The following is a 20,257-nucleotide window of genomic DNA, read 5'->3' as shown; positions in this document are numbered from 1 at the left end:
GCGTGCACAATGCTGACGATTGCCAAGGATGGCGTTCTCCTCGACCAGCCCGACCGCGCAACGCTGGATTTCATTCGGAATGCGAAGACCTATTCGCAGCAGGCGATCGGCGGGAAGGTCGCGAAGTACTACCGCCAAGTCGTCGAAGAGCGCAAAGCGAGCGGCGCCCCTGAGCCGAAGACCTTCGCTGACGTCGCCGCGATCGTCTCGCCGCTCTTCGAATACCGCGCCGAGAAGTTTATCGCCCGCCAAACCCAAGAGCTGATGTGGACCCGGCTCTTCGAGGCGGTCCTGCCGCACGAAAAAGAGCTGCTCGCCTGGCTCGATGAGCCGGTTCCCAATCCCCGCGGGACGCTGCGGCTCAATCCCGACCTCGTCCCTCCTCCCTACTACGAGATTGACTACCACATCCAGCCGGGCGGCCAGCACCGCGAGCCGCTCATTCCCTTTGTTCTCGAGATTGGGCAAGTTGCCTATCACGGCGAGCGAGACGCGCGCTCCGAACTGAAGGTGGGCGCGGCGATGGCGATCCCAGAAGGGAAGTATGAGCGCATCCTCGACCTCGGCTGCGGGGTCGGCCATTCGACCTACCCCATCAAGGAGCGCTTCCCCGACGCCGAGGTGTACGGCATCGATCTCTCGGCGCCGCTGCTGAAATACGCCCACAAGCAGGCAGAAGCGCGCGGGATCGCGCTCCATCTCAGCCAGCAGGCCGCCGAGCACACCGACTTCCCCGACAACTTCTTCGATGTCGTGACCTCGACGATCCTGTTCCATGAAGTTCCCGATGAGGCGGCAATGGCGATCATCCGCGAGGGCTACCGGATCCTGAAGCCGGGCGGCCTCTTCCAGATCGCCGATACCCCGCCGTACCGCGAGCACGAACTGTACCGCGCCTTCACCTCCGACTGGCAGACCGAGCACAACGGCGAGCCGTACTGGCGTCAAGCCGCGCTGCGCGACCTCGTCGCCATGTGCCGCGAAGCGGGGTTTGGGCGCGTGGAAGAGCCGAGTCGGGAACGAAAGAACCGCGGTGGAAGCCCGACCCCCTGGATCACGTGGGGCTGGAAAGTCTAGGAGGAAGACGATGACGCAGACCCAATCACGTCCACGCCGGCCAAGCTCGCTTGAGGTGATCGGCCGTCCGCCCGAGGGCACCCCGGGCTATGCCGGCCCGCCAATGACCTTCGGGCTCTGGCTCTCGAAATATTTCCCCACCCTCTCCGCTTGGAAGAAGCGGATTGAGCTCGAGTTCTACGAAAAGCTCGATGGGCCCTTCGACGCAACCGACCTGATGCCGCCCGGGGCGACCGAACCGGCAAAGTACCCGGCCTACTACTTCATGAAGCCGGTCCACACCTATCCGCAGCCGGCGACGCTCCACCCGGCGTTTGCGTCGTGGATTACGCATTGGGGATCGAAGACGAAGTTCTACTTCACCGAGCCAGAGACGGTGAAGTTCTGGCTGAAGCGCGTCTACGGCGACATCAAGCCGCAGCGGGCGCTCGATGTGGGCTGCGGCACGGGAACCACCACCTTCGTCATGGCCGAACTGTGGCCGGAAGCAGAGGTGATCGGCGTCGACCTGTCGCCCTCAATGCTCCGCTGGGCGCGCCGCAAGGCCGAACAGCTGGGGATGAAGAACATCTTCTTCTACCACATGGACGGCGGCGACATGCGCTACTTCGCGGATGAGAGCTTCGACGTCGTCAACGAGAGCTACTGCCTCCACGAGATGCCGAACTACCACGCGAAGGCGTTTATCGCCGAGATGGTCCGCCTCTCCAAGCCCGGGCACCTCATCAGCTGGTTCGACTGGCCGCCGGCAGAGAGCGAAGGGGATCTCATCCGTCGGCAGAACGCTGTCAAGCGCAACAGCGAGCCGTTTATGCTCAGCTATCTCGACCTGAACTTCGAGCAGTATCTCAAAGATATTGGCCTCGAAGAGGTGACGCGCCACGTTCGCGCCGGCGCCAATATGCTGGTCACCGCTCGCAAGCCGATGCGGCCGAAGGAGGAAAACCGCTAGGCAGCTGCCGTTTCGGCAGAAATTGCGACGCTGCGGAAGAAATCTGGATCCTTCCGCAGCGTTTGTTTAGGCTCTTCTCATCATTCTCGTCGAAACGGAGGGCACCAGATGCTTCACCGCGCCGCGTCGCTCGCGCTCCTCCTCGTGATGGTTGCGGCCTGTACGCCGGCCGCTCCCACCGCCGGCACTGCCCCCGCCACGACAGCGCCAACCGAGCGCCGATCCGAAAATCAGGTCCTGACGTTCGGGATTAACCGCTTCAGCGATACTCTCTCTCCCGCCGGCTTCTCGTCGAACCCGTGGTTCTATCTTCCGATTTATGACTCTCTCACCGCCTTTGGCCCGAACTTCGAGGTGCGCCCCTGGTTGGCGACAAAGTGGGAATTGAACGCCGACGGCACCGTCTGGACGTTCACCCTGCGCGACGATGTCCGCTTCTGGAACGGCGACCCCGTTACGGCAGAGGACCTGGCGTACACCATTGACCTTGCGCTCAAGCAGCAGGGATGGACCCTGCGCACCCTCCTGACGGCGGTTAGCGGCGTCCAAGCGCTCAACCCCACCACCCTCCAAATTACGACCCGCTCGATCGACCTCAGCATCCCCGCCGCTGGCCCGCTCGCCTACGCCATGTCGAAGAAAGTGCATCAAGAGATCGGCGACACCGGCTACGCGACGCGGCCGATGGGCTCCGGACCGTACGAGGTGGTCCAATTCCAGCCGGGTGCGGTCGTCCACTATCGGGTCCGGTCAACGCCTCATGCCTTTCGGAAGGTTGAAAACCGCGAGCTGATCTTCCGCAATATCGTCGAGAACTCCCAGCTGATCAACGGCCTGCGCACTGGCGAGCTTGATGGCGGGCTGCTCCGCAACTTCACCGGCGAACAGGCAGAGCAGCTGCGCAACGCCGGCATGGTCGTGATTGCCTACCTGAACACGAACGCGTCGATGAAGATCCCCCAAGGCGTCGCCGAGGCGAAGGGCTCGCCGCTTGCGGATAAGCGGGTGCGTGAAGCGCTCAACTACGCCATCAACCGCGAGGCGATGACCCAGCAGATCTTCAAGGGCTTCAACAAGCCGACCGGGCAAGGCGGAACGCCGGACAGCCAATACTGGAACCCCGATCTGCCCCCCTGGCCCTACGACCCGGCCAAGGCACGGCGGCTCCTCGCCGAGGCAGGCTATCCCAACGGGTTCCGGCTGACCGGCGGGCTCGATTTCACGCCAGCGGCGCAGCCTGCCGAGGTGCCGCTCGCCGTCCAAGGGTTCCTCCGCGAGATCGGGGTTGAGATCGAGATCAACAGCCTCGAACTGGGTGTCTTCACCGACAAGGTGAACGGCCGCCAGCCGAAGGGAGACATTGTCTCTGCTGGGGTGGGCGACCGGAACGGCTGGTTCAGCGCCTACCGGGGAACGGTCGGCTGCAACCGACCGCCGGGGATCGCCCGCGACCAATATTTCTACTGCAACCCGCTCTGGGACCAAACGTTTGACGCCGCTCTCGTCGAGCGCGACCCGGTCAAGCGCGCTGAACTGTATCGCCGGGCTGCCCAGATCGAACGCGAGGACCTCTGGTTGCTGTTCACCTATAACGGCGCTTCGTACCATGTCCATTCGCCGAAGATCAAAGGCATTCCGGACAACCAGCAGAACCAGATCAATCTCGACAGCGCCTACCGCATCGAATAGCGTCCGCGCCGTCGACAAGATCGGTATACTCTTCCAACGGGGCGCGCCCGGCGCCCCGCTTTCGCGTCTGGGGAGCCCGTGCGAGCGGTTCAATACCGGTCGAACAGTGATATCACCGTGATCGACATGCCGGAGCCGGTGCCCGGTCCCGGTGAGATCATCGTCAAGATCGAATTGTGCGGGGTCTGCGGCTCCGACGTGATGGAGTGGTATCTCACGCCGCGCGCGCCCCTCACGCCGGGGCATGAGCCGGTGGGGGAGGTCGTCGAAGTCGGCGCCGGCGTTGACCGCTTCCGCCCCGGCGACCGCGTGTTCATCCATCACCATGTGCCGTGCATGGTCTGTCCGCGCTGCCGGCGCGGCAACTGGTCGAGCTGCCCGCGCTTCAAACAGACCCGCCTCTATCCGGGCGGGATGGCCGAATACGTGCGCGTGCCTGCGCCGAATGTCGAGCTCGACGTTCTCCCCCTGCCCGACGACATGCCCTCTGAGAGCGCCGTCCTCATCGAACCGGTCGCCTGCGCCATCCGCGCCGTTGCGCGCGCCAATGTCCGCCCCGGCGACCGCGTCGCGATTATCGGAGCAGGGGTGAACGGCATCCTGCTCACCCAGCTGTGCCGGCTTGCTGGCGCGAGCCGCATCGTCGTCTCCGACCCGATTGCGGTGCGGCGCGAGCGGATGCCTGCCTACGGCGCCGACGCCGTTATCGACCCTTCGGCCGGCCCCGCGCCGGAGCAGCTGGCAGCGGTGAACGACGGCCGGCTCGCCGACATCGTCTTCGTCGGCCCCTCCGGTCTTGGCCCCGCACTCGCAGGTTTAGAACTGTTGGAGCCGGGCGGGTACCTCATGCTTTTCGCGCCTTGCGCCCCGGGAGTTCAGCTGCCCATCGAGCCGCATCGGCTCTGGTTCAACGAGCACACCATCGGCGCGAGCTACTCCGCCGGCCCGCACGAGACACGGATCGCGTTTGAGTATCTGCGGAGCGGGCGCGTGCGGGGTCCGGAGCTGATCACGCATCGTTTTCCGATGGAGCAGGCGCTTGCCGCCTTCCAAATGACCGCCCACCCAGGCCCCGGGCTGAAGGCGGTGATCGAGATGCGCTCATGACGCTCCCGGAGACGATGCGGGCGGCCGTGCTGCTGGCGCCCCGGCGCGTTGCCATTCAAACCTTGCCCGTGCCCCGCCCTGGGCCGGGGGAGGTAGTGGTCGAGGTGACGACCGCCCTCACCTGCGGCACAGAACTGAAATCGTATCGGCAGGGGCATCGCCTTTTCCGGCCGCCATGGCCACTCGGCCACGAGTTCGTCGGCTATGTCGCCGCGCTCGGCGAGGGGGTGACGAGCGTCGCTCTTGGCGAGCGGGTGGTGGCGGCGAACTCGGCGCCCTGCGACCAGTGCGAGTTCTGCCGCGCCGGCCGAACCCCGCTCTGCCGCAAGCTGCCGGACCTGCTCCTTCGCGGCGCCTTTGCCGACTATGTGCTGCTCTCTTCACCGATCGTCCGCCACAACTTCTTCCGCGCTCCGCCGGGCGTTCCTGATGAGACGCTCGCCTTCCTCGAACCGCTCGCCTGCGTCGTCCACGGGGCGGATGAAGCGGCGGTCGCCCCGGGCGAGACTGTCGCCATCATTGGCGGGACCGGACCGATCGGCCTGCTCTTCGTTCAGCTACTGCGCCATCGCGGCGCAGGCAGAGTGGTCGCTGTCGGCCGCAAGCCGCACCGGCTTGCCCTCGCTAAGGAGCTCGGCGCGACGGAGACGCTTCAAGCGGCGGAGGAGGACTGGGTGCGCCGTCTCCTCACAGAAGTTGGCCGGCCAGACGTCGTGATCGAGATCACGGGCATCCCCGCGCTGATCGAGCAGGCGGTCGCGATCGCCCAGCCGGGCGGCCGGGTTGTGCTCTTTGGCGGCTCTCCCGCGGGCGCAACGGCAGCGCTCGACCTCGCCCGAGTTCATTATGATGCTCTTACCGTCCGGGGGGTTTTCCATCACACGCCGCGCACAGTGCGTCAGGCGCTCCAGCTGCTGACGAGCGGGGCGATCCGCGTCGCTCCCCTCGTGAGCGACCGGCTGCCGCTTGAAGAGACCGCGGAAGCAATGCGGCGCTTCGATGCCGGAGAGCTGAAGTTGGCGATCGCGCCGGGAGGGCGCCCGCCGGCGGTACGATAGGCGCCACAATCACAGCAAGGAGAGCGACGGTGGTCTTTATCACTCCTTCGGGGAAAAAGCTGGTGACCGTGATCCCGGGCGACGGGATCGGCCCGGAATGCATCAACTCCGCCATTCGGATCATTGAGGCGACCGGCGCGCCGATCGAGTGGGAAGAGCGCCATGCCGGCGAGCGGGTCTTCAAGGAAGGGCTTGCCTCCGGCGTGCGCCCGGACACGATGGAGTCGATCGCGAAGACCCGCGTTGTCCTCAAGGGGCCCCTCAGCACCCCGGTCGGCTATGGCGAGAAGAGTGCGAACGTCACGCTGCGGAAACTGTACGAGACCTACGCCAACATCCGGCCGGCGCGCGAGCTGCCGGGCGTGCGCACGCCCTATTCCGGCCGCGGCATCGACCTCGTCGTTATTCGCGAGAATATCGAAGATCTCTACGCCGGGATTGAGCACATGCAGACCCCCGGCGTTGCCCAATGCCTGAAGCTGATTTCGCGCAAGGGCTGCGAGAAAGTCGTCCGCTTCGCTTTTGAGTTCGCCCGCGCCGAGGGACGCAAATCGGTCGTTGCGGCGACGAAATCAAACATCATGAAGATGACGGAAGGGATGCTCAAGCGGGTGCACGAGGAGGTCGCAAAGGAGTATCCCGATATCGAGGCGTGGCACCTCATCATCGACAACACCGCGCATCAGCTGGTGAGGAAGCCTGAGCAGTTCGACGTCATTGTGACGACGAACATGAACGGCGACATTATCAGCGACCTCTCCTCCGCCCTGATCGGCGGCCTCGGGTTCGCGCCGTCAGCGAACATCGGCAATGACGTCGCTATCTTCGAGGCGGTGCACGGCTCAGCGCCGAAATACGCGGGGAAGAACGTCATCAACCCAACCGCCGTCATCCTTTCGGCGGTGATGATGCTGCGCCACATCGGCGAGTTTGAGGCGGCGGCGCTTATCGAGAACGCCGTGCTGGTCACGCTTGAAGACGGCAAGAAGATGCCGCGCGACGTCGTCGGCGATGAGCTGATGGCGACAACGACCGAGTACACCGACGAAATCATCCGCAACCTCGGGCGCAAGCCGAAGAATTGGAAAGTCCGGGAATACAAGCCGATCAAACTGCCCGAGGTGACGAAAGACCCGGTGATGGTGCGGCCCCAGCACCGGCGGCTCGCCGGGGTTGATATCTTCGTCGAGAGCCCGCTGCACGCCGAAGAGCTCGGCCGCAGTATCGAGGACCTCGCGCAGGGAACTTCCTTCTTCCTCAAGATGATTTCCAACCGCGGCACCAAGGTCTATCCCGCCATGGGCGCAATCACAGACGCCGTCGATCACTGGCGGTGCCGCTTCCTTGCCAAGGACGGGCTGACAGTCGGCGACGCCGACATCCTCGACCTCATCACTCGGGTCGGCTCCAAGCATCGGTGGATGCATATCGAGAAACTTGAGGAGATCGACGGCGAGCCGGGCTGGACGAAGGCACAAGGCGAGGATTAGCGAGCGCAGCGAGCCGCCATCGTCGCGAGGCCGGCGCCTCCCTTCGGCCAAGCAAGGGGACGCCGGTCCTCCGTCGGCGCGCCTTCGCCGCCTACTGCGAGCACAACGCGGAAGCTCGCCGACCGCAGAACGGGTCGGCAGGAACGGCGCTTCCTACTCGAGCGCCGCCTGCCCGCACGCGTCATGTTCGATGCCCGGCCGGGAGCGCGCGTCAAGCTGCTTGAATTCGGCCGCCTGGTTTCCTACCATCCCCGGCGCTGCGCCGGCTCACGCCCAGCGATCATCACGGCGCCGCCGGCGGTGAGGGGCTATGCGTCGCGTCTCCGCAGGGGTAATCGCCTTCCTTGTCGCTCTAATGGTGGGAGCGCTCGCCACGCTTCCTGCTGCGGGGCAAGCCCCTCTCGACTACCCCATTCCTAACGGTCACTTCTATACCCAAGCCAACGGCCGCGCTGGGGCCGGCGGCACCGGCTTCTCGATCACTGACAATGACAACATCCCATTCTGGTCGGAGTATCGCCGGCTCGGCGGACCCAACGCGCTCGGCTACCCCATTTCGCGCCGCTTCATCTGGGATGGCTTTGTCAGCCAGGCGATGCAGAAGGTCGTCTTTCAATGGCGGCCCGAGCAGAACGCGGTGCTGTTCGTCAACGTCTTCGACAAAATGTCGGACGCGGGGAAGGACCCGTGGCTGCGGACGGTCAAGACAGTGCCCAACCCGATCCGTCTGGACGAAACGGGCAAGTCGTGGGACGAGATCGTGCGCGGGCGCCTCGCGCTGCTTGACGAAAACCCGGCGATCCGAGCCCGCTATTTCGCCGTCCCGGGCGATCCCATCATGATGAACGGCTTGCCGACCTCGAAGATCGAAGACGTCGGCAATGCATATGTCCTGCGCGCTCAACGCGTCGTCATCCAGCAGTGGAAGGAAGACGTCCCTTGGGCGCGCCGGGGCGAGGTGCTCGTTGCCAACGGAGGCGATGTGGCTAAGGATGCCGGGCTATTCCCGGAAGCGGCGCTGCAGCCCGAGCCGCCCGGTTCGACTGGCGGCCCGCCGGTTCTCGCCGCGCCAGCCAGCCCGACCGCCACGCCGACCAGCCCCCCGGCAGCGGCTCCGGCGCGTTCGCCTACCCCTGCCCCGGCAGCAGCCACCCCTACCGCTGCCGCGACCAGCAGCTCGCCGTATCCGCGTCAGCTCGACCCGGTGACGCGGATGACCCCGGCGTACCTCCGGGAGACGCCCGGCGCGCAGTGGATCCTTGTCAAACTGCATCAGTTGACCGCCTGCGAGAACTCCGGCAATGGGATCGGCTACTTCACGACGCTGGACGCGAGCGGCGCGCCGATCAGCGGGGTGACCATCCGTACCGACTCCGGACCGACGACCATCACCTACCGAACAGGCGAAAAGGGCCCCGGAAAAGTGGAAGCCTACTTCTACCGCGGCAACTGGACGGCGTGGGTCATCAAAGATGAGCACGGCCGAGACACGACGTCGGACTATGCCGTCAACATGGAAACCGTCCTCTTCGCGCAGACAGAAGAGGAGCGCCAGTCGCTCTACTGCAACGGCCAGCTGCGCAACTCCGCGAACCATTTCAGCTACGAGGTCGTCTTCCGCAAGCGCGGATAGAGCTGGCTATACTTTTGCTATGCCCCGGAAGATGTCTCGCCGCCGGTTCGAGCGGCTCGTCTCGCGGGCGGTGCGCGAACTCCCGCCGACAATCCGCGAGCGTCTCAACAACGTCGCGATCACCATCGAGGATTGGCCGAGCCCGGAAGACCTCGAGGCCGCGGGCCTCGGTCCGGACGACATGCTCTTCGGCCTTTACCAAGGGACGCCGCTGACATGCCGAACAAGCGACTACGGGCTGACCGTGCCGGACAAAATCACCATCTATCAAGGGCCTCTCGAAGCGGCGTGCGCCTCCGACTGGGCGATTCGCGCTGAGGTGCAGACGACGGTGATCCACGAGCTTGCGCATCACTTTGGCCTGACCGACGACGACCTCCGCCGCTATGGGTTGGAGTGATGAGCCCAGCCCGCGCCTACGTTCTCATCTCCGGCCGGGTCCAAGGGGTGATGTTCCGGGAGTCGACCCGGCAGGAAGCGATCAAAGCAGGAGTAACGGGGATGGTGCGGAACATCCCCGACGGGCGGGTCGAGGCGATTTTCGAGGGAGACCGGGCCGCTGTCCTCCGCATGATCGAGTGGTGCAAGCACGGGCCGCCCGCTGCCCGCGTCGAAGACGTCCAGGTGCTTTGGGAGCCGTATCGCGGCGACTTCCAAAACTTTCGGATTATCGCCTAATCCCGGCGCTCCGCTCCGAATGCGCGGCGGCCGAGCGCGCACTAGGAGCGAGCGCTCTCCTCCTCACCGCTTAGGCCGGCCCCTCTGCAGACGGGGTCTCATCGACCGCCAGCTTTTCCGGGGGGACGCGCGCAGCGACAAACAGTTCGCCGAGGAACCGCTCCGGCGGGCCGCCGCCGATCAGAATGCGCGGCTCAGGTGAGGCAGACGAGGTGAAGACCGTCTGCGGCACGGCCGAAACGCGGTATTTGCGCGAAAGGTCAGGAAACTCGTTTGCCTCGATCACGCTCGCTCGGACCTTCGACGAGGAAGCCGCCAGTTTCAGCGCCAACGACGCTGTGCGCGGGCAGTGCGGTCAGGTCGGGGTGACAAAGACCTGAATATCGACTGGGTCTGCAATCTCGTCGAGGATCTCAATCACCTTCTCGTCGATGCCGGTCTTGCCCGATGAGACCGTGATGATGGTCTCAAGGAGGGTGGCAAATTCGTAGCCGGCAGGAAGACCGAGCATCCGCACGCGACCGTCGGCCGGGCCACGAATGATAATTGCGGGCACGCCGGTCACGTCGGCGGCAGCAGCTGCAGCAGGGTCGGTCGTGACGTCGATCACGTTGAGGGTGATCTTATCTGACAGGGCGGCCACTTCTTCGAGGAGCTGACGCGTTTCGCGCGACGTCGTCGGCTGCCGCCCGGGAATATACAGGCCGGTCTCCGGTCGAATGAACAGGTCGATCTGCACGGGGTCGACCAGTTCGTTCGCAAACCGTTCACGAATGAACGCCTGATCACGGTCTGAAATCATTAAGGTCTCCATTCCACTTCTTGGCCAAGTATAGCCTCTCGCCGAACAGCGCCGGGCCGCAGCCTCCGCTGCGGAGCCGATGGGCTGCGCCCAGGAGGCGCTCTCCACGCCGTCTCTCCGGCCAGAAGCGCCGCCGACCGAGGCGAACGCTGCCGGTCGCCCGCGCCGCGGTCAGCTATAGTCAGAGCGTGCTCTCCGTTTCCATGGGCAAGCCGATGGTGATTGCGCGGCGCCTGACCAAGCAGTTTGGCGACTTCATCGCCGTCAACGGCATCGACTTCACGGTGTACGAGGGAGCGTGTGTTGCGTTTCTTGGTCCCAACGGCGCCGGCAAGTCGAGCACGATCCGGATGATCGCCTGCGCGTCGCCGGTCACGGCGGGAGAACTGATCGTCGACGGGTTTGATGTCCGGACGCACCCGCGCCACGTGAAGTCGCGGATCGGGGTCGTGCCGCAGGAGAGCAACCTCGACCCCGACCTTTCCGTTCGCCAGAACCTGCTTGCCTACGCCCGCTACTACAACCTCCCGAAAAAGGTGGCGGAGCAGCGCGCGGACGAGGCGCTCGCGCTTTTCCAGTTGACGGAAAAAGCGAACGCCTCGGTCGCAACTCTCTCCGGCGGGATGCAGCGCCGCCTCACGATCGCGCGCGCCCTGATCAACCGTCCCCGGCTGCTGCTCCTCGATGAGCCGACGACCGGGCTTGACCCCCAGGCACGCCACCTCGTCTGGACAAAGCTCCGCCAACTGAAGGAGAGCGGCGCGACAATGATCCTGACCACGCACTATATGGAGGAGGCGGCGCGGCTGGCTGACCGCGTGATCATCATGGATCGCGGCGCGATCCTCGCTGAAGGGACACCAACCGCGCTCGTCGAGACCTACGTCGGCCAGAGCGTTCTCGAGCTTCGGATCGACCGCGAGGAGCAGCCCCCGCTTCTCGAGGAGCTCGCCGGCTGGGGAGCCGACTATGAGGCGACCGACGACGCTGTCTACGTCTTCGAGCGGGACGGTCCCTTCCCGCACCCTCGCGGCACAGTTCGGGAAGCAATCCGCCGGCCGGCGACGCTTGAAGATGTCTTTCTGCGGCTGGCAGGACGGAGCTTGCAGGAATGATCTCCAAATTCGATCTCTCCCTCAGCGCCGTGCGTGTCTGGCAGCGCAACCGGGACGTCTTTCTCCGCCTCTGGCGCACCGAAAGCTGGCCCCCCTTCCTCGAGGCGTTCATCACCCTCCTCGCCTTCGGCTTCGGCATGGGCGCGTATGTGGCCCTTGGAGGCGAAGAGTACATCGTCTTTCTCGCTCCCGGCCTGATCGCCCAGTCGGCGTTCTTCGGCGCAACGTTTGAGACGACGTTCGGCTCCTTCTTCCGGCTCGACTCCCAGAAAACGTTCGACGCCATCCTCGCGACGCCGCTCTCTGTCGACGATATTGTCGTCGGCGAGATCCTCTGGGGAGCGACGCGAGGCGTGATCTCGGCGACTGCCCTCCTGATCGCCGTCGGCGCGTTCGGGCTCGCCCAATCGCCGGCAGCGCTCGGCATGATCCCAGTAGCGTTCCTCGGAGGCGCTGTTTTCGCCGCCATCGGGCTGTGCTTTACTGCGGTCGCGCCGTCGGTCAACGCCTTTAACTACTTTTTCAGCCTCTACTTCACGCCCAGCTTGTTCTTCGGCGGTGTTTTCTTCCCCCTCGATCGCCTTCCCGACTGGGTGCGCATCCTCGCTTGGTTCATCCCGATGACGCATGTGACCAACCTCTCCCGCTCGCTCAACCGCGGGAGCCTCGGCGGGGAGGCGGTCATCGACCTCGCCTTCTTGGGCGTTGCCGCTGTCAGTTTCAGCATCATTGCGATAGTGCTGATGCGGCGGCGGCTGATCCGGTAGCGCGGCGCGTCTCGGACGCGAGCCGCGCCCTCACCGGCGGGGCAGTCAGCGCGCGACCCTCACGCAGGCACCCAAGGGCGTAGCACGAGCAAACCGCACCCGGGGCGACCTTGGCGTGAACTGGCGACGCGCCCATGCGCCCCCTCGCCTCGCCTTCTCGAGGCGGCGTCCTTTTAGCCGCGCTCGGTGAGGAGTTCGTCGTCGAGCTGGATGACCTCGCTGGGGAGAGGCGGGTCGGCAGTTCCGTCGTCGAACAGGGCGGCATTGGGGCGCACCGAGACGACCGCCCATCGCCGCTTGGTGCGAACGAGTCCGACAGCAAGGATCGGGAAGTCTTGGGTGGCGTTCTCCGGCAGCGCGACACGCCCCACCACATAGCGGCGCACCGGCGGGATCGGAGGCGGCACAGCGGCGGGCGGCGCATCGAGCGCCCGCAGCCGGCCGAACCAGCGCGCGAGCTTGGCCTCAGCAAATTTGGCGACAGTCTCGCGGCTCAACTGAAGCCCTGCGCCTTCGCTCATCCGAAGCACTGTCTCGGCATCGCCGTTCAGCATTGCTTGGGTGTAGCGGATAGCAACCTCATCCGGCCCGGGCATGCGCGGCCGAAAGATGGCGAGCAGCCTCTCGAAGATCTCCATCTTGTGCCCTGCTACGCCCCCACGAGCAGCAGCCGGTCGACGGGACGTCCACGTCCCTCCTTAATCGCCGCGATCAAGTCTCGCATGCTCCGGATTGGGTCATCAAAGAGGGTTGCCTTATGGCCGAGGCTGTTTGCCGAATGCGAATCACTGCCGCCCGTTACCGGCAAGCCGAGATAGCGGGCAACTTCGACAGCGAACGCATTCTCCTCTTCTAGCGTTCCCCCATTGGCGACCTCGATCGCGTCGACAAGCCGGAAGACCGGATGCGCCGCCGCCTCGGCGATCGTCGGATTGCGCAGTTTCAGCAGGTTGTGGACGTGCGGTCCTCGCTCGAAAATTCGGCGAAAGGGATGCGCCGCAATCAAGACCGCTCCGCAGCGGTCGGCAACCTCGCGGAGCACAGCCGCCTTGTGAATGCCCGAGACATAGCCCTCAATTCCGAAGGCGAGAATGTGGCCGCAGTCGGTTGAGATCTCCATGCCGTGGAAGATTGTCAGCCCCGCCCGAGCCGCCTGTTCATCCCAGCTCGGGTCGCGCCAATAGGTGTTATGCTCGGTGATCCCCACGCCGTCGAGCCCAGCCCGCCGCGCATGCTCGATCAACTCCTCAAGCCGAAGCGCGCTGTCCGAGCTGCCGCGAACAGTGTGGACGTGCAAGTCGATGCGCACGCCGCTCTCCCGCAATTGGATACACCAGAACGATACGGCGCGGCTGATGAAACGGCAAGCGGGGCTATACTCCGCAGTATCTAGCTGGAGGCAGAGAGACAGTGAGGGCGCTACGACTCATCCCCCTCGGCGGGCTCGGCGAGATTGGCAAGAACATGATGGCGATCGACACCGGCACCGACCTCCTGGTGGTCGATTGCGGCCTGCAATTCCCCGAAGAGGAGATGCTCGGCATTGATCTCGTCATCCCCGACACCGCCTACCTGCAGGAGCACCGCGACCGCCTCCGGGCGATCCTGATCACGCACGGCCACGAAGATCACATCGGCGCGATCCCCTACGTGCTGCCGCGGCTCAGAGGCACGCCAATCTGGGCGACGCGGCTGGCGGCCGGCCTTATCCGTGTCAGGCTGCGCGAGCACCGGCTCCAGGACGACGTGCAGGTGTTCGAGTATGGGCCCGGCGACCGCATCACCTTCGGCGAGTGCCAAGTCGAGCCGTTCCGCGTCAACCACAGCATTCCGGATTCGGTCGGCCTAGCGATCCGGACGCCGCTCGGCCTGATTGTCCACACCGGCGACTTCAAATTTGACCATACGCCGGTCGACGGCATGCCGGCAGACTTTGCGCGGATCGCCCGTCTCGGCGACGAAGGGGTGCTCGTGCTGTGCTCCGACTCCACCTACGCCGAGCGGCCGGGCTATACGCCTTCCGAGCAGGTGGTGTCGCGCGCGCTCCTGAACGTGTTTCACGAAGCGCCCGGCCGGATCATCGTCGCCACCTTCGCCTCCCTTATCGCGCGCATCCAGCAGGTGATCGACGCCGCCGTCCGGACCAACCGCAAGGTCGCCGTTATCGGCCGGAGCATGGAGCAGAATGTTCAGATGGCGCTCGAGCTCGGCTACCTCTCTGCGCCGCCCGGCACCCTCATCCGGCCGGAAGACCTCAGCCGCTACCACGGCCGCGAGCTGGCGATCATTACGACCGGCAGCCAAGGCGAGCCGATGTCCTCCCTTGCGCGGATGGCAACGCGCGAGCATCGGCTGATCACGATCGTGCCCGGGGATACGGTCATCATCTCGGCGACCCCCATTCCCGGCAACGAGACCCTGATCAACCGGACGATCGATAACCTCTTCAAGCAGGGGGCCGAAGTTCTCTATAGTCGGGTCAGTGAGATCCACGTCCAGGGCCATGCCAGTCAGGAAGAGCTGAAGATGATGCTCAATCTGACCCGCCCGAAGTACTTCGTTCCTATCCACGGCGAGTATCGGATGCTGGTACAGCACGCGAAGCTCGCGCAGGCGGTCGGGCTCCAAGACGAGCAGATCTTCATCCTCGAGGATGGAGAAGTGCTGGAGATTGACGAGCGGGGAGCGACCGTTGTCGACCGGCTGCCGATCAATGAGGTGTATGTCGATGGCCTCGGGGTCGGCGACGTGACAAACGTAATCCTGCGCGACCGGCGCCAGCTGGCCTCCGACGGGATCCTCGTCGTCGTCTTCGAGATTGACCGCCAGACATCGCGTCTCGTCGACGAGCCTGACATTCTGTCGCGGGGCTTTGTCTATCCCGGCAATCTCGCCAATCTGATCGAAAAAGCGCGCGAGGTCGTGGCCGAGGAACTGCGGCACGAGTTCGAACCGCATCGCTCGGAATGGAAGACGGTGACGTCGCGCGCGCGCGAGGTGCTGGGGCGCTTTATCTGGGAGCAAACGCGGCAGCGGCCGATGATCCTGCCCATCGTGGTCGAGGTGTGATGGCAAAGGGAGGAAGCGATCGCGCGGCGTAAGGGAAGGCGCGCGCCGCCCCGCGTCTCCCGTCCTCGTTTTCGGCTGCGGCTCGGTCCGCTCCGCCGCTGGGTCGGCGGAGCGCTCGTCCTCACGGCGACCGCGGTGCTGTTCCTCTTCGGCCAGTATCTGCCGGATGTCGGGACGCGCTTTCAGCAGGCGCTCTTCGCCGCCTTCGGCCTCGGCCTGCCGCTGGTCGCCGGTGTCCTCGGGCTCGCCGCCTATGCCCTCTGGACGGGAACGGTGTGGCCGTTTCCATTTCCGGTTCGCTTTGGCATTGCCGCGATAGCGCTGTGGGTGGCGGCGTATAGCGTGCTGGGGCTCACCCGCCCCGCTCTTCAGCTCGGCGCGGTTCGCCTCGACACCGTGAGCGGCGGGGGGCATGTCGGGCGCTGGCTCGCCGGCGGCGGCGACGTCGATTTGGGCGTTGTCCTCCGCCTCGGGGCGCTGCTTGTTCTCGCCTGGGCTGCCTGCTGGCCAGCACGCGCTTGGGGAGCAGTAACGGCGGCCGGCTCGCGGCTGCGCGCGCTCGCCCAGCGCGCGCCGGCGCTCCTCCGTCGCGGCAGACACCTCAGCGGGGAGGCGTGGCGCCGGATGCGGCAGCGGCTGCCGTCCTCCTCCCAAGCTGCGCCGCCTCCCCTCGCTCCTGCTGAGGAGAGCGGTGTTTCCCCGCTCCCTGCCCGCGCGCCAGCCGCGGCCATCGTCCCTGCGCCGCCGCTAAAGCCGTCTTCGCAAAAGATAGAAGCAGCGTTTGCTCCCGCCGGCTCCCTGCCGCCGCTCGATCTGCTCGACCCCCCTGTGCAGACTGACTTCACGCCTGTGGACATCGAAAGCCGGGTGAAACAGATCGAAACTACCCTCGCCGAGTACGGCGTCGACGCTAAGGTGGTCGAAGTGAACCAAGGCCCCAGCGTGACGCAGTTCGCCGTCGAACCCGGCTGGGAAGTCCGTACCCGCGAAGTGCGGGAGCGCGACGCGGAGGGACGGCCGATCTACGACAAAAACGGCGCCCCGAAAGTGCGGATTGAGGAGGTTTCCCGGGTCCGGGTGAAGGTGAGCCGGATCCTCGGACTTGCCAACGACCTCGCGTTGGCGCTTGCTGTCCCGAGTGTCCGGATCGAAGCGCCAGTGCCCGGCAAGCCCTACGTCGGGCTCGAAGTGCCGAATGTCTCCTCGACCCTCGTTTCGCTGCGCCGCGTTATTGAGTCGCCGCAATTCCAGCGGCTGCGAATGAAGACCAAGCTGGCAATTGCGCTTGGGCAGGATGTCGCGGGCAAGCCGGTCGTCGCCGACCTGACCCGCATGCCGCACTGTCTGATCGCGGGGGCGACCGGAAGCGGGAAGTCGGTCTGCGTCAACGCCATGATCGCCTCGCTGCTGATGCATGCTACGCCGGAAGAGGTGCGGATGATCATGGTCGACCCGAAGCGGGTCGAGATGGTCGGCTACAACGACATCCCCCACCTCCTCGCCCCCGTGATTGTCGAGCCGGCCAAGGTAGTGGGCGCTCTGCGCTGGGTGCTGAAGGAGATGGAGGAACGCTACAAAGCGTTCGCCGACGCCGGCGCGCGGAACATCGAAAGCTATAACCAACGGCGCGTGAAGGAAGGGGCCCAGCCAATTCCCTATCTTGTTGTCATCATCGACGAGCTCGCCGACCTGATGATGGTCGCCTCGGAAGAGGTGGAGCGGATCATCGTTCGGCTGGCGCAGCTCGCGCGCGCAACCGGCATCCACTTGATCATCGCGACCCAGCGTCCTTCGGTCGATGTTGTCACCGGCTTGATCAAGGCGAATGTGCCGACGCGGATCGCCTTCGCCGTCAGCTCCTCAATCGACTCGCGCACGATCCTCGACCAAGTGGGCGCGGAAAAGCTGCTCGGCCGGGGAGATATGCTCTACGCGCCGCCGGATGCGCTTAAGCCGGTCCGCCTCCAAGGGGTGTATGTCTCCGACGCGGAGGTCGACCGGATCGTCGCCTGGTGGAAAGCAGCCCGCCCGCCCCAGTACGTGGACGAATTGGTCAATCTGCCGGAGGAACTGCTCGACGAGGGAGAGCGCGACCCGCTGCTTGAGGAGGCGCGCCGTCTTGTCGAAGAGCACGGGCGCGTTTCCGCTTCTTTTCTGCAACGCCGCCTGCGGATCGGCTACAACCGCGCCGCGCGCCTTCTCGACGCCCTCGAGGAAGAGGGAACCCTCGAGCCGCCCGACAGCCGGCGGGCTGTCTCAGCGGGGCTCTACGACTGACGCGCTGCGCGGACTGCAGCAATCAGGGCGGGCTCTTGCGCACTGAGCACCGTCCGAAGATCGAGGAGAAGACGGTCGTCCTCGATGCGCCCGATGACCGGGGGGCGGCCGGCGCGCAGCCGCGCTGCGAGCGCGTGCGGGTCAGGGTCGGGCAGCGCGACCAGCCGTGTTTCGAGCGTCTGGCCCGGCAAGCTGCCGCCGCCCACGGCCGAGCGCCCGGGCACAACGCTTCCCCCTAGTGCGGCAGCGAGGCGCTGCGCCCGCTCAGTGAGCGTCTCGAGAGGAGCCGCGATCATTTGCCACACCGGGATCGTCTCCTCCGCATCGCCGCGCACATAGTGGCGCAGGGTCGCGAGGAGTGCGGCGAGCGTGATCTTGTCGATGCGCACCGCCCGGGCAAGGGGATGACGCCGCAGCCGCTCGACCCAGACCTTCCGGCCGACGATCAGCCCCGCCTGCGGCCCGCCGAGCAGCTTGTCCCCGGAAAAGCAGACGATCCCGGCGCCAGCCGCCACACTCTCCTGGACGGTCGGCTCAGCGGCAAGGCCGTACCGCCGCGTGTCGATCAGGCAGCCGCTGCCGAGGTCGTCGATCAGGCATAGCCCATGCCGCTCGGCGAGGGCGGCGAGCTCTCGGACGTCCACCTCATGAATAAAGCCGATGAGGGCAAAATTGCTGCGGTGCACCCGCAGGAGCGCCGCCGTCTCGGCCGTGATCGCGCCCGCATAGTCGTCGAGATAGGTCCGGTTGGTTGTCCCCACCTCGACCAGTGTCGCGCCGCTCTGCCGCAGCACATCGGGAATGCGGAACCCTCCCCCGATCTCCACTGCCTGCCCTCGCGAAACGATCACCTCGCGGCCGGCCGCAAGCGCGGAGAGCGCAAGCAGGACCGCCGCAGCATTGTTGTTGACTGCGAGCGCCGCCTCCGCGCCCGTGACCTGACAGAGCAGCCACTCGACATGGCGGTCTCGCACGCCGCGCGTGCCGGCGGCGAGGTCGAATTCGAGATTGCTGTACCCCTGCGCCACTGCGAGCGCGGCGGCGGCCGCATCTGCCGCAAGGGGGGCGCGGCCGAGGTTGGTATGGAGGATCACCCCGCTCGCATTGATCACGGGAATGAGGGGGCCATCAATCAGCGGCGCAGCGCGCGCAAGGATCGTTTCGAGCAAGCGCTCAGCCGACGGCGCCGGCGCTCCGCGCTGAATCGCGTCGCGGGCGGCGGCGAGAGCGTCCCGGGCGAGATCGGCCAGAAGCTGATCGCCGAGGGCGGCGCGCGCGCCCGCAAGATCAGGAGAGCGCAGCAGGGCATCGACACTCGGCAGTTTTCGCAGTTCGGCTCGCTGGTCGCTCACGCAGACGGGCGCTCCTGCCGCAGGATCGCCTCGATCGCGGCGATCCCGTCCTCAAAGGCATCGACAACCCGGCTGTCGAACTGGCGATGGCGCCCGCGATGCGCTTCGGCGCGCGCCTCCTCGACGCTGAGCGCCGGGCGGTAGGGCCGGGTAGAGGTCATCGCGTCGAAGGCGTCGGCGACGCTCAAAATCCGGGCGCCAAGCGGGATCTCCTCGTGGCGGAGGCCGTCAGGATAGCCGCGGCCGTCCCACCACTCATGGTGACAGCGAATAAGGGGGGCGCTCTCCCGCAGGAAGGCAAGACCGGCAATCAGCTGCTCGCCGACCTCGGGATGCCGCTTCATCTCTGCCCATTCAGCAGCTGTGAGCGGTCCGGGCTTGCGCAGGGTCGCGTCAGAGACGGCGATCTTGCCAATGTCATGCAGGAGCGCCGCGCGGCGAATGACCTCAATCGCGCTGGGGTCGAGGCCCATCAGCTTGGCGATCTCAACGCTGTAGTACGAGACGCGCCGAGAGTGGCCGAACGTATAGGGGTCGCGGGCGTCGATGGCCGCTGCAAGCGCCTGCAAGGTAGCGAAGTAGGTCGTCTGCAGCTCGCGGTAGGCCTTGTTCAGTTCGTCGGCATAGATGAGCAATTGCTGCTGAGACCATTCCAGCTCTGTGACCCGGGCTTCGAGCGAGGAGGAGAGAGGAGCAGCGCTCGGCCCGTGTGCCAACGTTGCGGTCACAAATTCCAGCGGCGTGAAAGCGCGCTGCGCGACGCTGTCAACGCTCGCTTCAGCCGCCCGCTTCTCGTCCAGCAGCTGCTGCACCGAGTTGAGCAGAAAGAGGGGGCTGAACGGCTTGACGATATAGCCGTCGGCGCCCGCTGCCAACCCGCGGCGGCGGTCTTCCTCGCTGTCCAGCGCCGAGAGGAATACGACCTTGATATCTTCCGTGGCAGAGCGGCGCTTCAAAGCACGGCAGACCTCGAAGCCGTCGAGCAGGGGCATATTGATATCGAGCAGGACGAGGTCGGGGTGCTCGCGCAGGGCAAGATCGAGTGCCTCGCGGCCGTTCGCGGCATAGGAAAGGTCGAACTGATCGCCGCCTAACGTGGCAGCGACCAGCTGGCGAATACTCGCGTGATCATCAGCAAGCAGGATCCGGCGGCGGCCTGCTGACCCGAGGGAAACCGAGCGCGGCATTCCG

Annotated in this window: 18 protein-coding genes and 1 pseudogene; 13 read left to right on the top strand and 6 right to left on the bottom strand. The window is 65.6% G+C overall.

Annotated elements, in window-relative coordinates; all coding sequences use genetic code 11:
* Positions 1–9: 9 nt before the first annotated feature.
* The 9 genes from NZ773_04020 to NZ773_03980 all read left to right on the top strand — a co-directional run bounded on the left by NZ773_04020 (position 10) and on the right by NZ773_03980 (position 9,684).
* Positions 10–1,077, top strand: a complete 1,068-nt coding sequence (locus NZ773_04020) for a class I SAM-dependent methyltransferase (GenBank protein MCS6801094.1) — start codon at positions 10–12, stop codon at positions 1,075–1,077.
* A gap of 10 nt (positions 1,078–1,087) precedes the next feature.
* On the top strand, positions 1,088–2,029 hold the full coding sequence (locus NZ773_04015; protein ID MCS6801093.1) for a class I SAM-dependent methyltransferase: 942 nt from the start codon (positions 1,088–1,090) through the stop codon (positions 2,027–2,029).
* Between the two features lie 108 nt (positions 2,030–2,137).
* Positions 2,138–3,718, top strand: coding sequence for an ABC transporter substrate-binding protein (locus tag NZ773_04010; protein MCS6801092.1), 1,581 nt, complete (start codon positions 2,138–2,140; stop codon positions 3,716–3,718).
* Between the two features lie 78 nt (positions 3,719–3,796).
* Positions 3,797–4,825, top strand: a complete 1,029-nt coding sequence (locus tag NZ773_04005) for an alcohol dehydrogenase catalytic domain-containing protein (protein MCS6801091.1) — start codon at positions 3,797–3,799, stop codon at positions 4,823–4,825.
* Positions 4,822–5,883, top strand: coding sequence for a zinc-binding dehydrogenase (locus NZ773_04000; GenBank protein MCS6801090.1), 1,062 nt, complete (start codon positions 4,822–4,824; stop codon positions 5,881–5,883). The genes NZ773_04005 and NZ773_04000 overlap by 4 nt, the downstream gene beginning before the upstream one ends.
* 29 nt (positions 5,884–5,912) lie before the next feature.
* Positions 5,913–7,373, top strand: a complete 1,461-nt coding sequence (locus NZ773_03995; GenBank protein MCS6801089.1) for an NADP-dependent isocitrate dehydrogenase — start codon at positions 5,913–5,915, stop codon at positions 7,371–7,373.
* Between the two features lie 310 nt (positions 7,374–7,683).
* On the top strand, positions 7,684–9,006 hold the full coding sequence (locus NZ773_03990; GenBank protein ID MCS6801088.1) for a hypothetical protein: 1,323 nt from the start codon (positions 7,684–7,686) through the stop codon (positions 9,004–9,006).
* A gap of 19 nt (positions 9,007–9,025) precedes the next feature.
* Positions 9,026–9,406, top strand: coding sequence for a metallopeptidase family protein (locus tag NZ773_03985; GenBank protein MCS6801087.1), 381 nt, complete (start codon positions 9,026–9,028; stop codon positions 9,404–9,406).
* Positions 9,406–9,684 carry an acylphosphatase gene (locus NZ773_03980; GenBank protein ID MCS6801086.1) on the top strand — a complete coding sequence of 93 codons (279 nt, stop codon included), beginning with the start codon at positions 9,406–9,408 and terminating at the stop codon, positions 9,682–9,684. Before NZ773_03985 ends, NZ773_03980 begins: the two co-directional genes overlap by 1 nt.
* A 70-nt stretch (positions 9,685–9,754) precedes the next feature.
* Here the strand turns inward: NZ773_03980 and NZ773_03975 are convergent.
* Positions 9,755–10,024 (bottom strand): annotated as a pseudogene (locus NZ773_03975) (hypothetical protein).
* Between the two features lie 15 nt (positions 10,025–10,039).
* Entirely contained in the window at positions 10,040–10,486 is a 447-nt protein-coding gene (locus tag NZ773_03970) for a hypothetical protein (GenBank protein MCS6801085.1), read from the bottom strand.
* Between the two features lie 188 nt (positions 10,487–10,674).
* Here NZ773_03970 and NZ773_03965 point away from each other — a divergent pair, with 188 nt between their 5' ends.
* On the top strand, positions 10,675–11,601 hold the full coding sequence (locus NZ773_03965) for an ABC transporter ATP-binding protein (GenBank protein MCS6801084.1): 927 nt from the start codon (positions 10,675–10,677) through the stop codon (positions 11,599–11,601).
* Positions 11,598–12,368 carry an ABC transporter permease gene (locus tag NZ773_03960; protein ID MCS6801083.1) on the top strand — a complete coding sequence of 257 codons (771 nt, stop codon included), beginning with the start codon at positions 11,598–11,600 and terminating at the stop codon, positions 12,366–12,368. The genes NZ773_03965 and NZ773_03960 overlap by 4 nt, the downstream gene beginning before the upstream one ends.
* A 173-nt stretch (positions 12,369–12,541) precedes the next feature.
* Here NZ773_03960 and NZ773_03955 read toward each other — a convergent pair whose 3' ends face one another.
* Complete coding sequence (locus tag NZ773_03955; protein MCS6801082.1) at positions 12,542–13,006, bottom strand: hypothetical protein; 465 nt, start codon at positions 13,004–13,006, stop codon at positions 12,542–12,544.
* A gap of 11 nt (positions 13,007–13,017) precedes the next feature.
* Positions 13,018–13,677 (bottom strand): PHP domain-containing protein, encoded by a 660-nt coding sequence (locus NZ773_03950; protein ID MCS6801081.1) that lies wholly within the window; start codon positions 13,675–13,677, stop codon positions 13,018–13,020.
* Between the two features lie 101 nt (positions 13,678–13,778).
* Here NZ773_03950 and NZ773_03945 point away from each other — a divergent pair, with 101 nt between their 5' ends.
* Together NZ773_03945 and NZ773_03940 are read left to right on the top strand one after the other, a co-directional pair.
* Positions 13,779–15,437 (top strand): ribonuclease J, encoded by a 1,659-nt coding sequence (locus tag NZ773_03945; GenBank protein MCS6801080.1) that lies wholly within the window; start codon positions 13,779–13,781, stop codon positions 15,435–15,437.
* 135 nt (positions 15,438–15,572) lie between these two features.
* On the top strand, positions 15,573–17,714 hold the full coding sequence (locus tag NZ773_03940) for a DNA translocase FtsK (GenBank protein MCS6801079.1): 2,142 nt from the start codon (positions 15,573–15,575) through the stop codon (positions 17,712–17,714).
* On the opposite strand, the gene selA is transcribed toward NZ773_03940, so the two are convergent.
* Together selA and NZ773_03930 are read right to left on the bottom strand one after the other, a co-directional pair.
* Positions 17,705–19,066 (bottom strand): L-seryl-tRNA(Sec) selenium transferase, encoded by a 1,362-nt coding sequence (gene selA, locus NZ773_03935; protein ID MCS6801078.1) that lies wholly within the window; start codon positions 19,064–19,066, stop codon positions 17,705–17,707. The genes NZ773_03940 and selA overlap by 10 nt on opposite strands.
* Positions 19,063–20,253 (bottom strand): response regulator, encoded by a 1,191-nt coding sequence (locus tag NZ773_03930; GenBank protein MCS6801077.1) that lies wholly within the window; start codon positions 20,251–20,253, stop codon positions 19,063–19,065. Before NZ773_03930 ends, selA begins: the two co-directional genes overlap by 4 nt.
* Between the last annotated feature and the right edge of the window lie 4 nt (positions 20,254–20,257).

This window comes from Dehalococcoidia bacterium (assembly GCA_025054935.1).
Classification (GTDB): domain Bacteria; phylum Chloroflexota; class Dehalococcoidia; order SpSt-223; family SpSt-223; genus JANWZD01.
Note: the sequence above shows the minus strand (reverse complement) of the source record. Positions and strands in the feature narration are given on the sequence as shown.

Excerpts from the sequence above, each read along its gene's own strand:
- NZ773_04020 (MCS6801094.1), top strand. The coding sequence starts at position 10 with ATGCTGACGATTGCCAAGGATGGCGTTCTCCTCGACCAGCCCGACCGC.
- NZ773_04015 (MCS6801093.1), top strand. The coding sequence starts at position 1,088 with ATGACGCAGACCCAATCACGTCCACGCCGGCCAAGCTCGCTTGAGGTG.
- NZ773_04010 (MCS6801092.1), top strand. The coding sequence starts at position 2,138 with ATGCTTCACCGCGCCGCGTCGCTCGCGCTCCTCCTCGTGATGGTTGCG.
- NZ773_04000 (MCS6801090.1), top strand. The coding sequence starts at position 4,822 with ATGACGCTCCCGGAGACGATGCGGGCGGCCGTGCTGCTGGCGCCCCGG.
- NZ773_03990 (MCS6801088.1), top strand. The coding sequence starts at position 7,684 with ATGCGTCGCGTCTCCGCAGGGGTAATCGCCTTCCTTGTCGCTCTAATG.
- NZ773_03985 (MCS6801087.1), top strand. The coding sequence starts at position 9,026 with ATGCCCCGGAAGATGTCTCGCCGCCGGTTCGAGCGGCTCGTCTCGCGG.
- NZ773_03980 (MCS6801086.1), top strand. The coding sequence starts at position 9,406 with ATGAGCCCAGCCCGCGCCTACGTTCTCATCTCCGGCCGGGTCCAAGGG.
- NZ773_03970 (MCS6801085.1), bottom strand. The coding sequence starts at position 10,486 with ATGATTTCAGACCGTGATCAGGCGTTCATTCGTGAACGGTTTGCGAAC.
- NZ773_03960 (MCS6801083.1), top strand. The coding sequence starts at position 11,598 with ATGATCTCCAAATTCGATCTCTCCCTCAGCGCCGTGCGTGTCTGGCAG.
- NZ773_03955 (MCS6801082.1), bottom strand. The coding sequence starts at position 13,006 with ATGGAGATCTTCGAGAGGCTGCTCGCCATCTTTCGGCCGCGCATGCCC.
- NZ773_03930 (MCS6801077.1), bottom strand. The coding sequence starts at position 20,253 with ATGCCGCGCTCGGTTTCCCTCGGGTCAGCAGGCCGCCGCCGGATCCTG.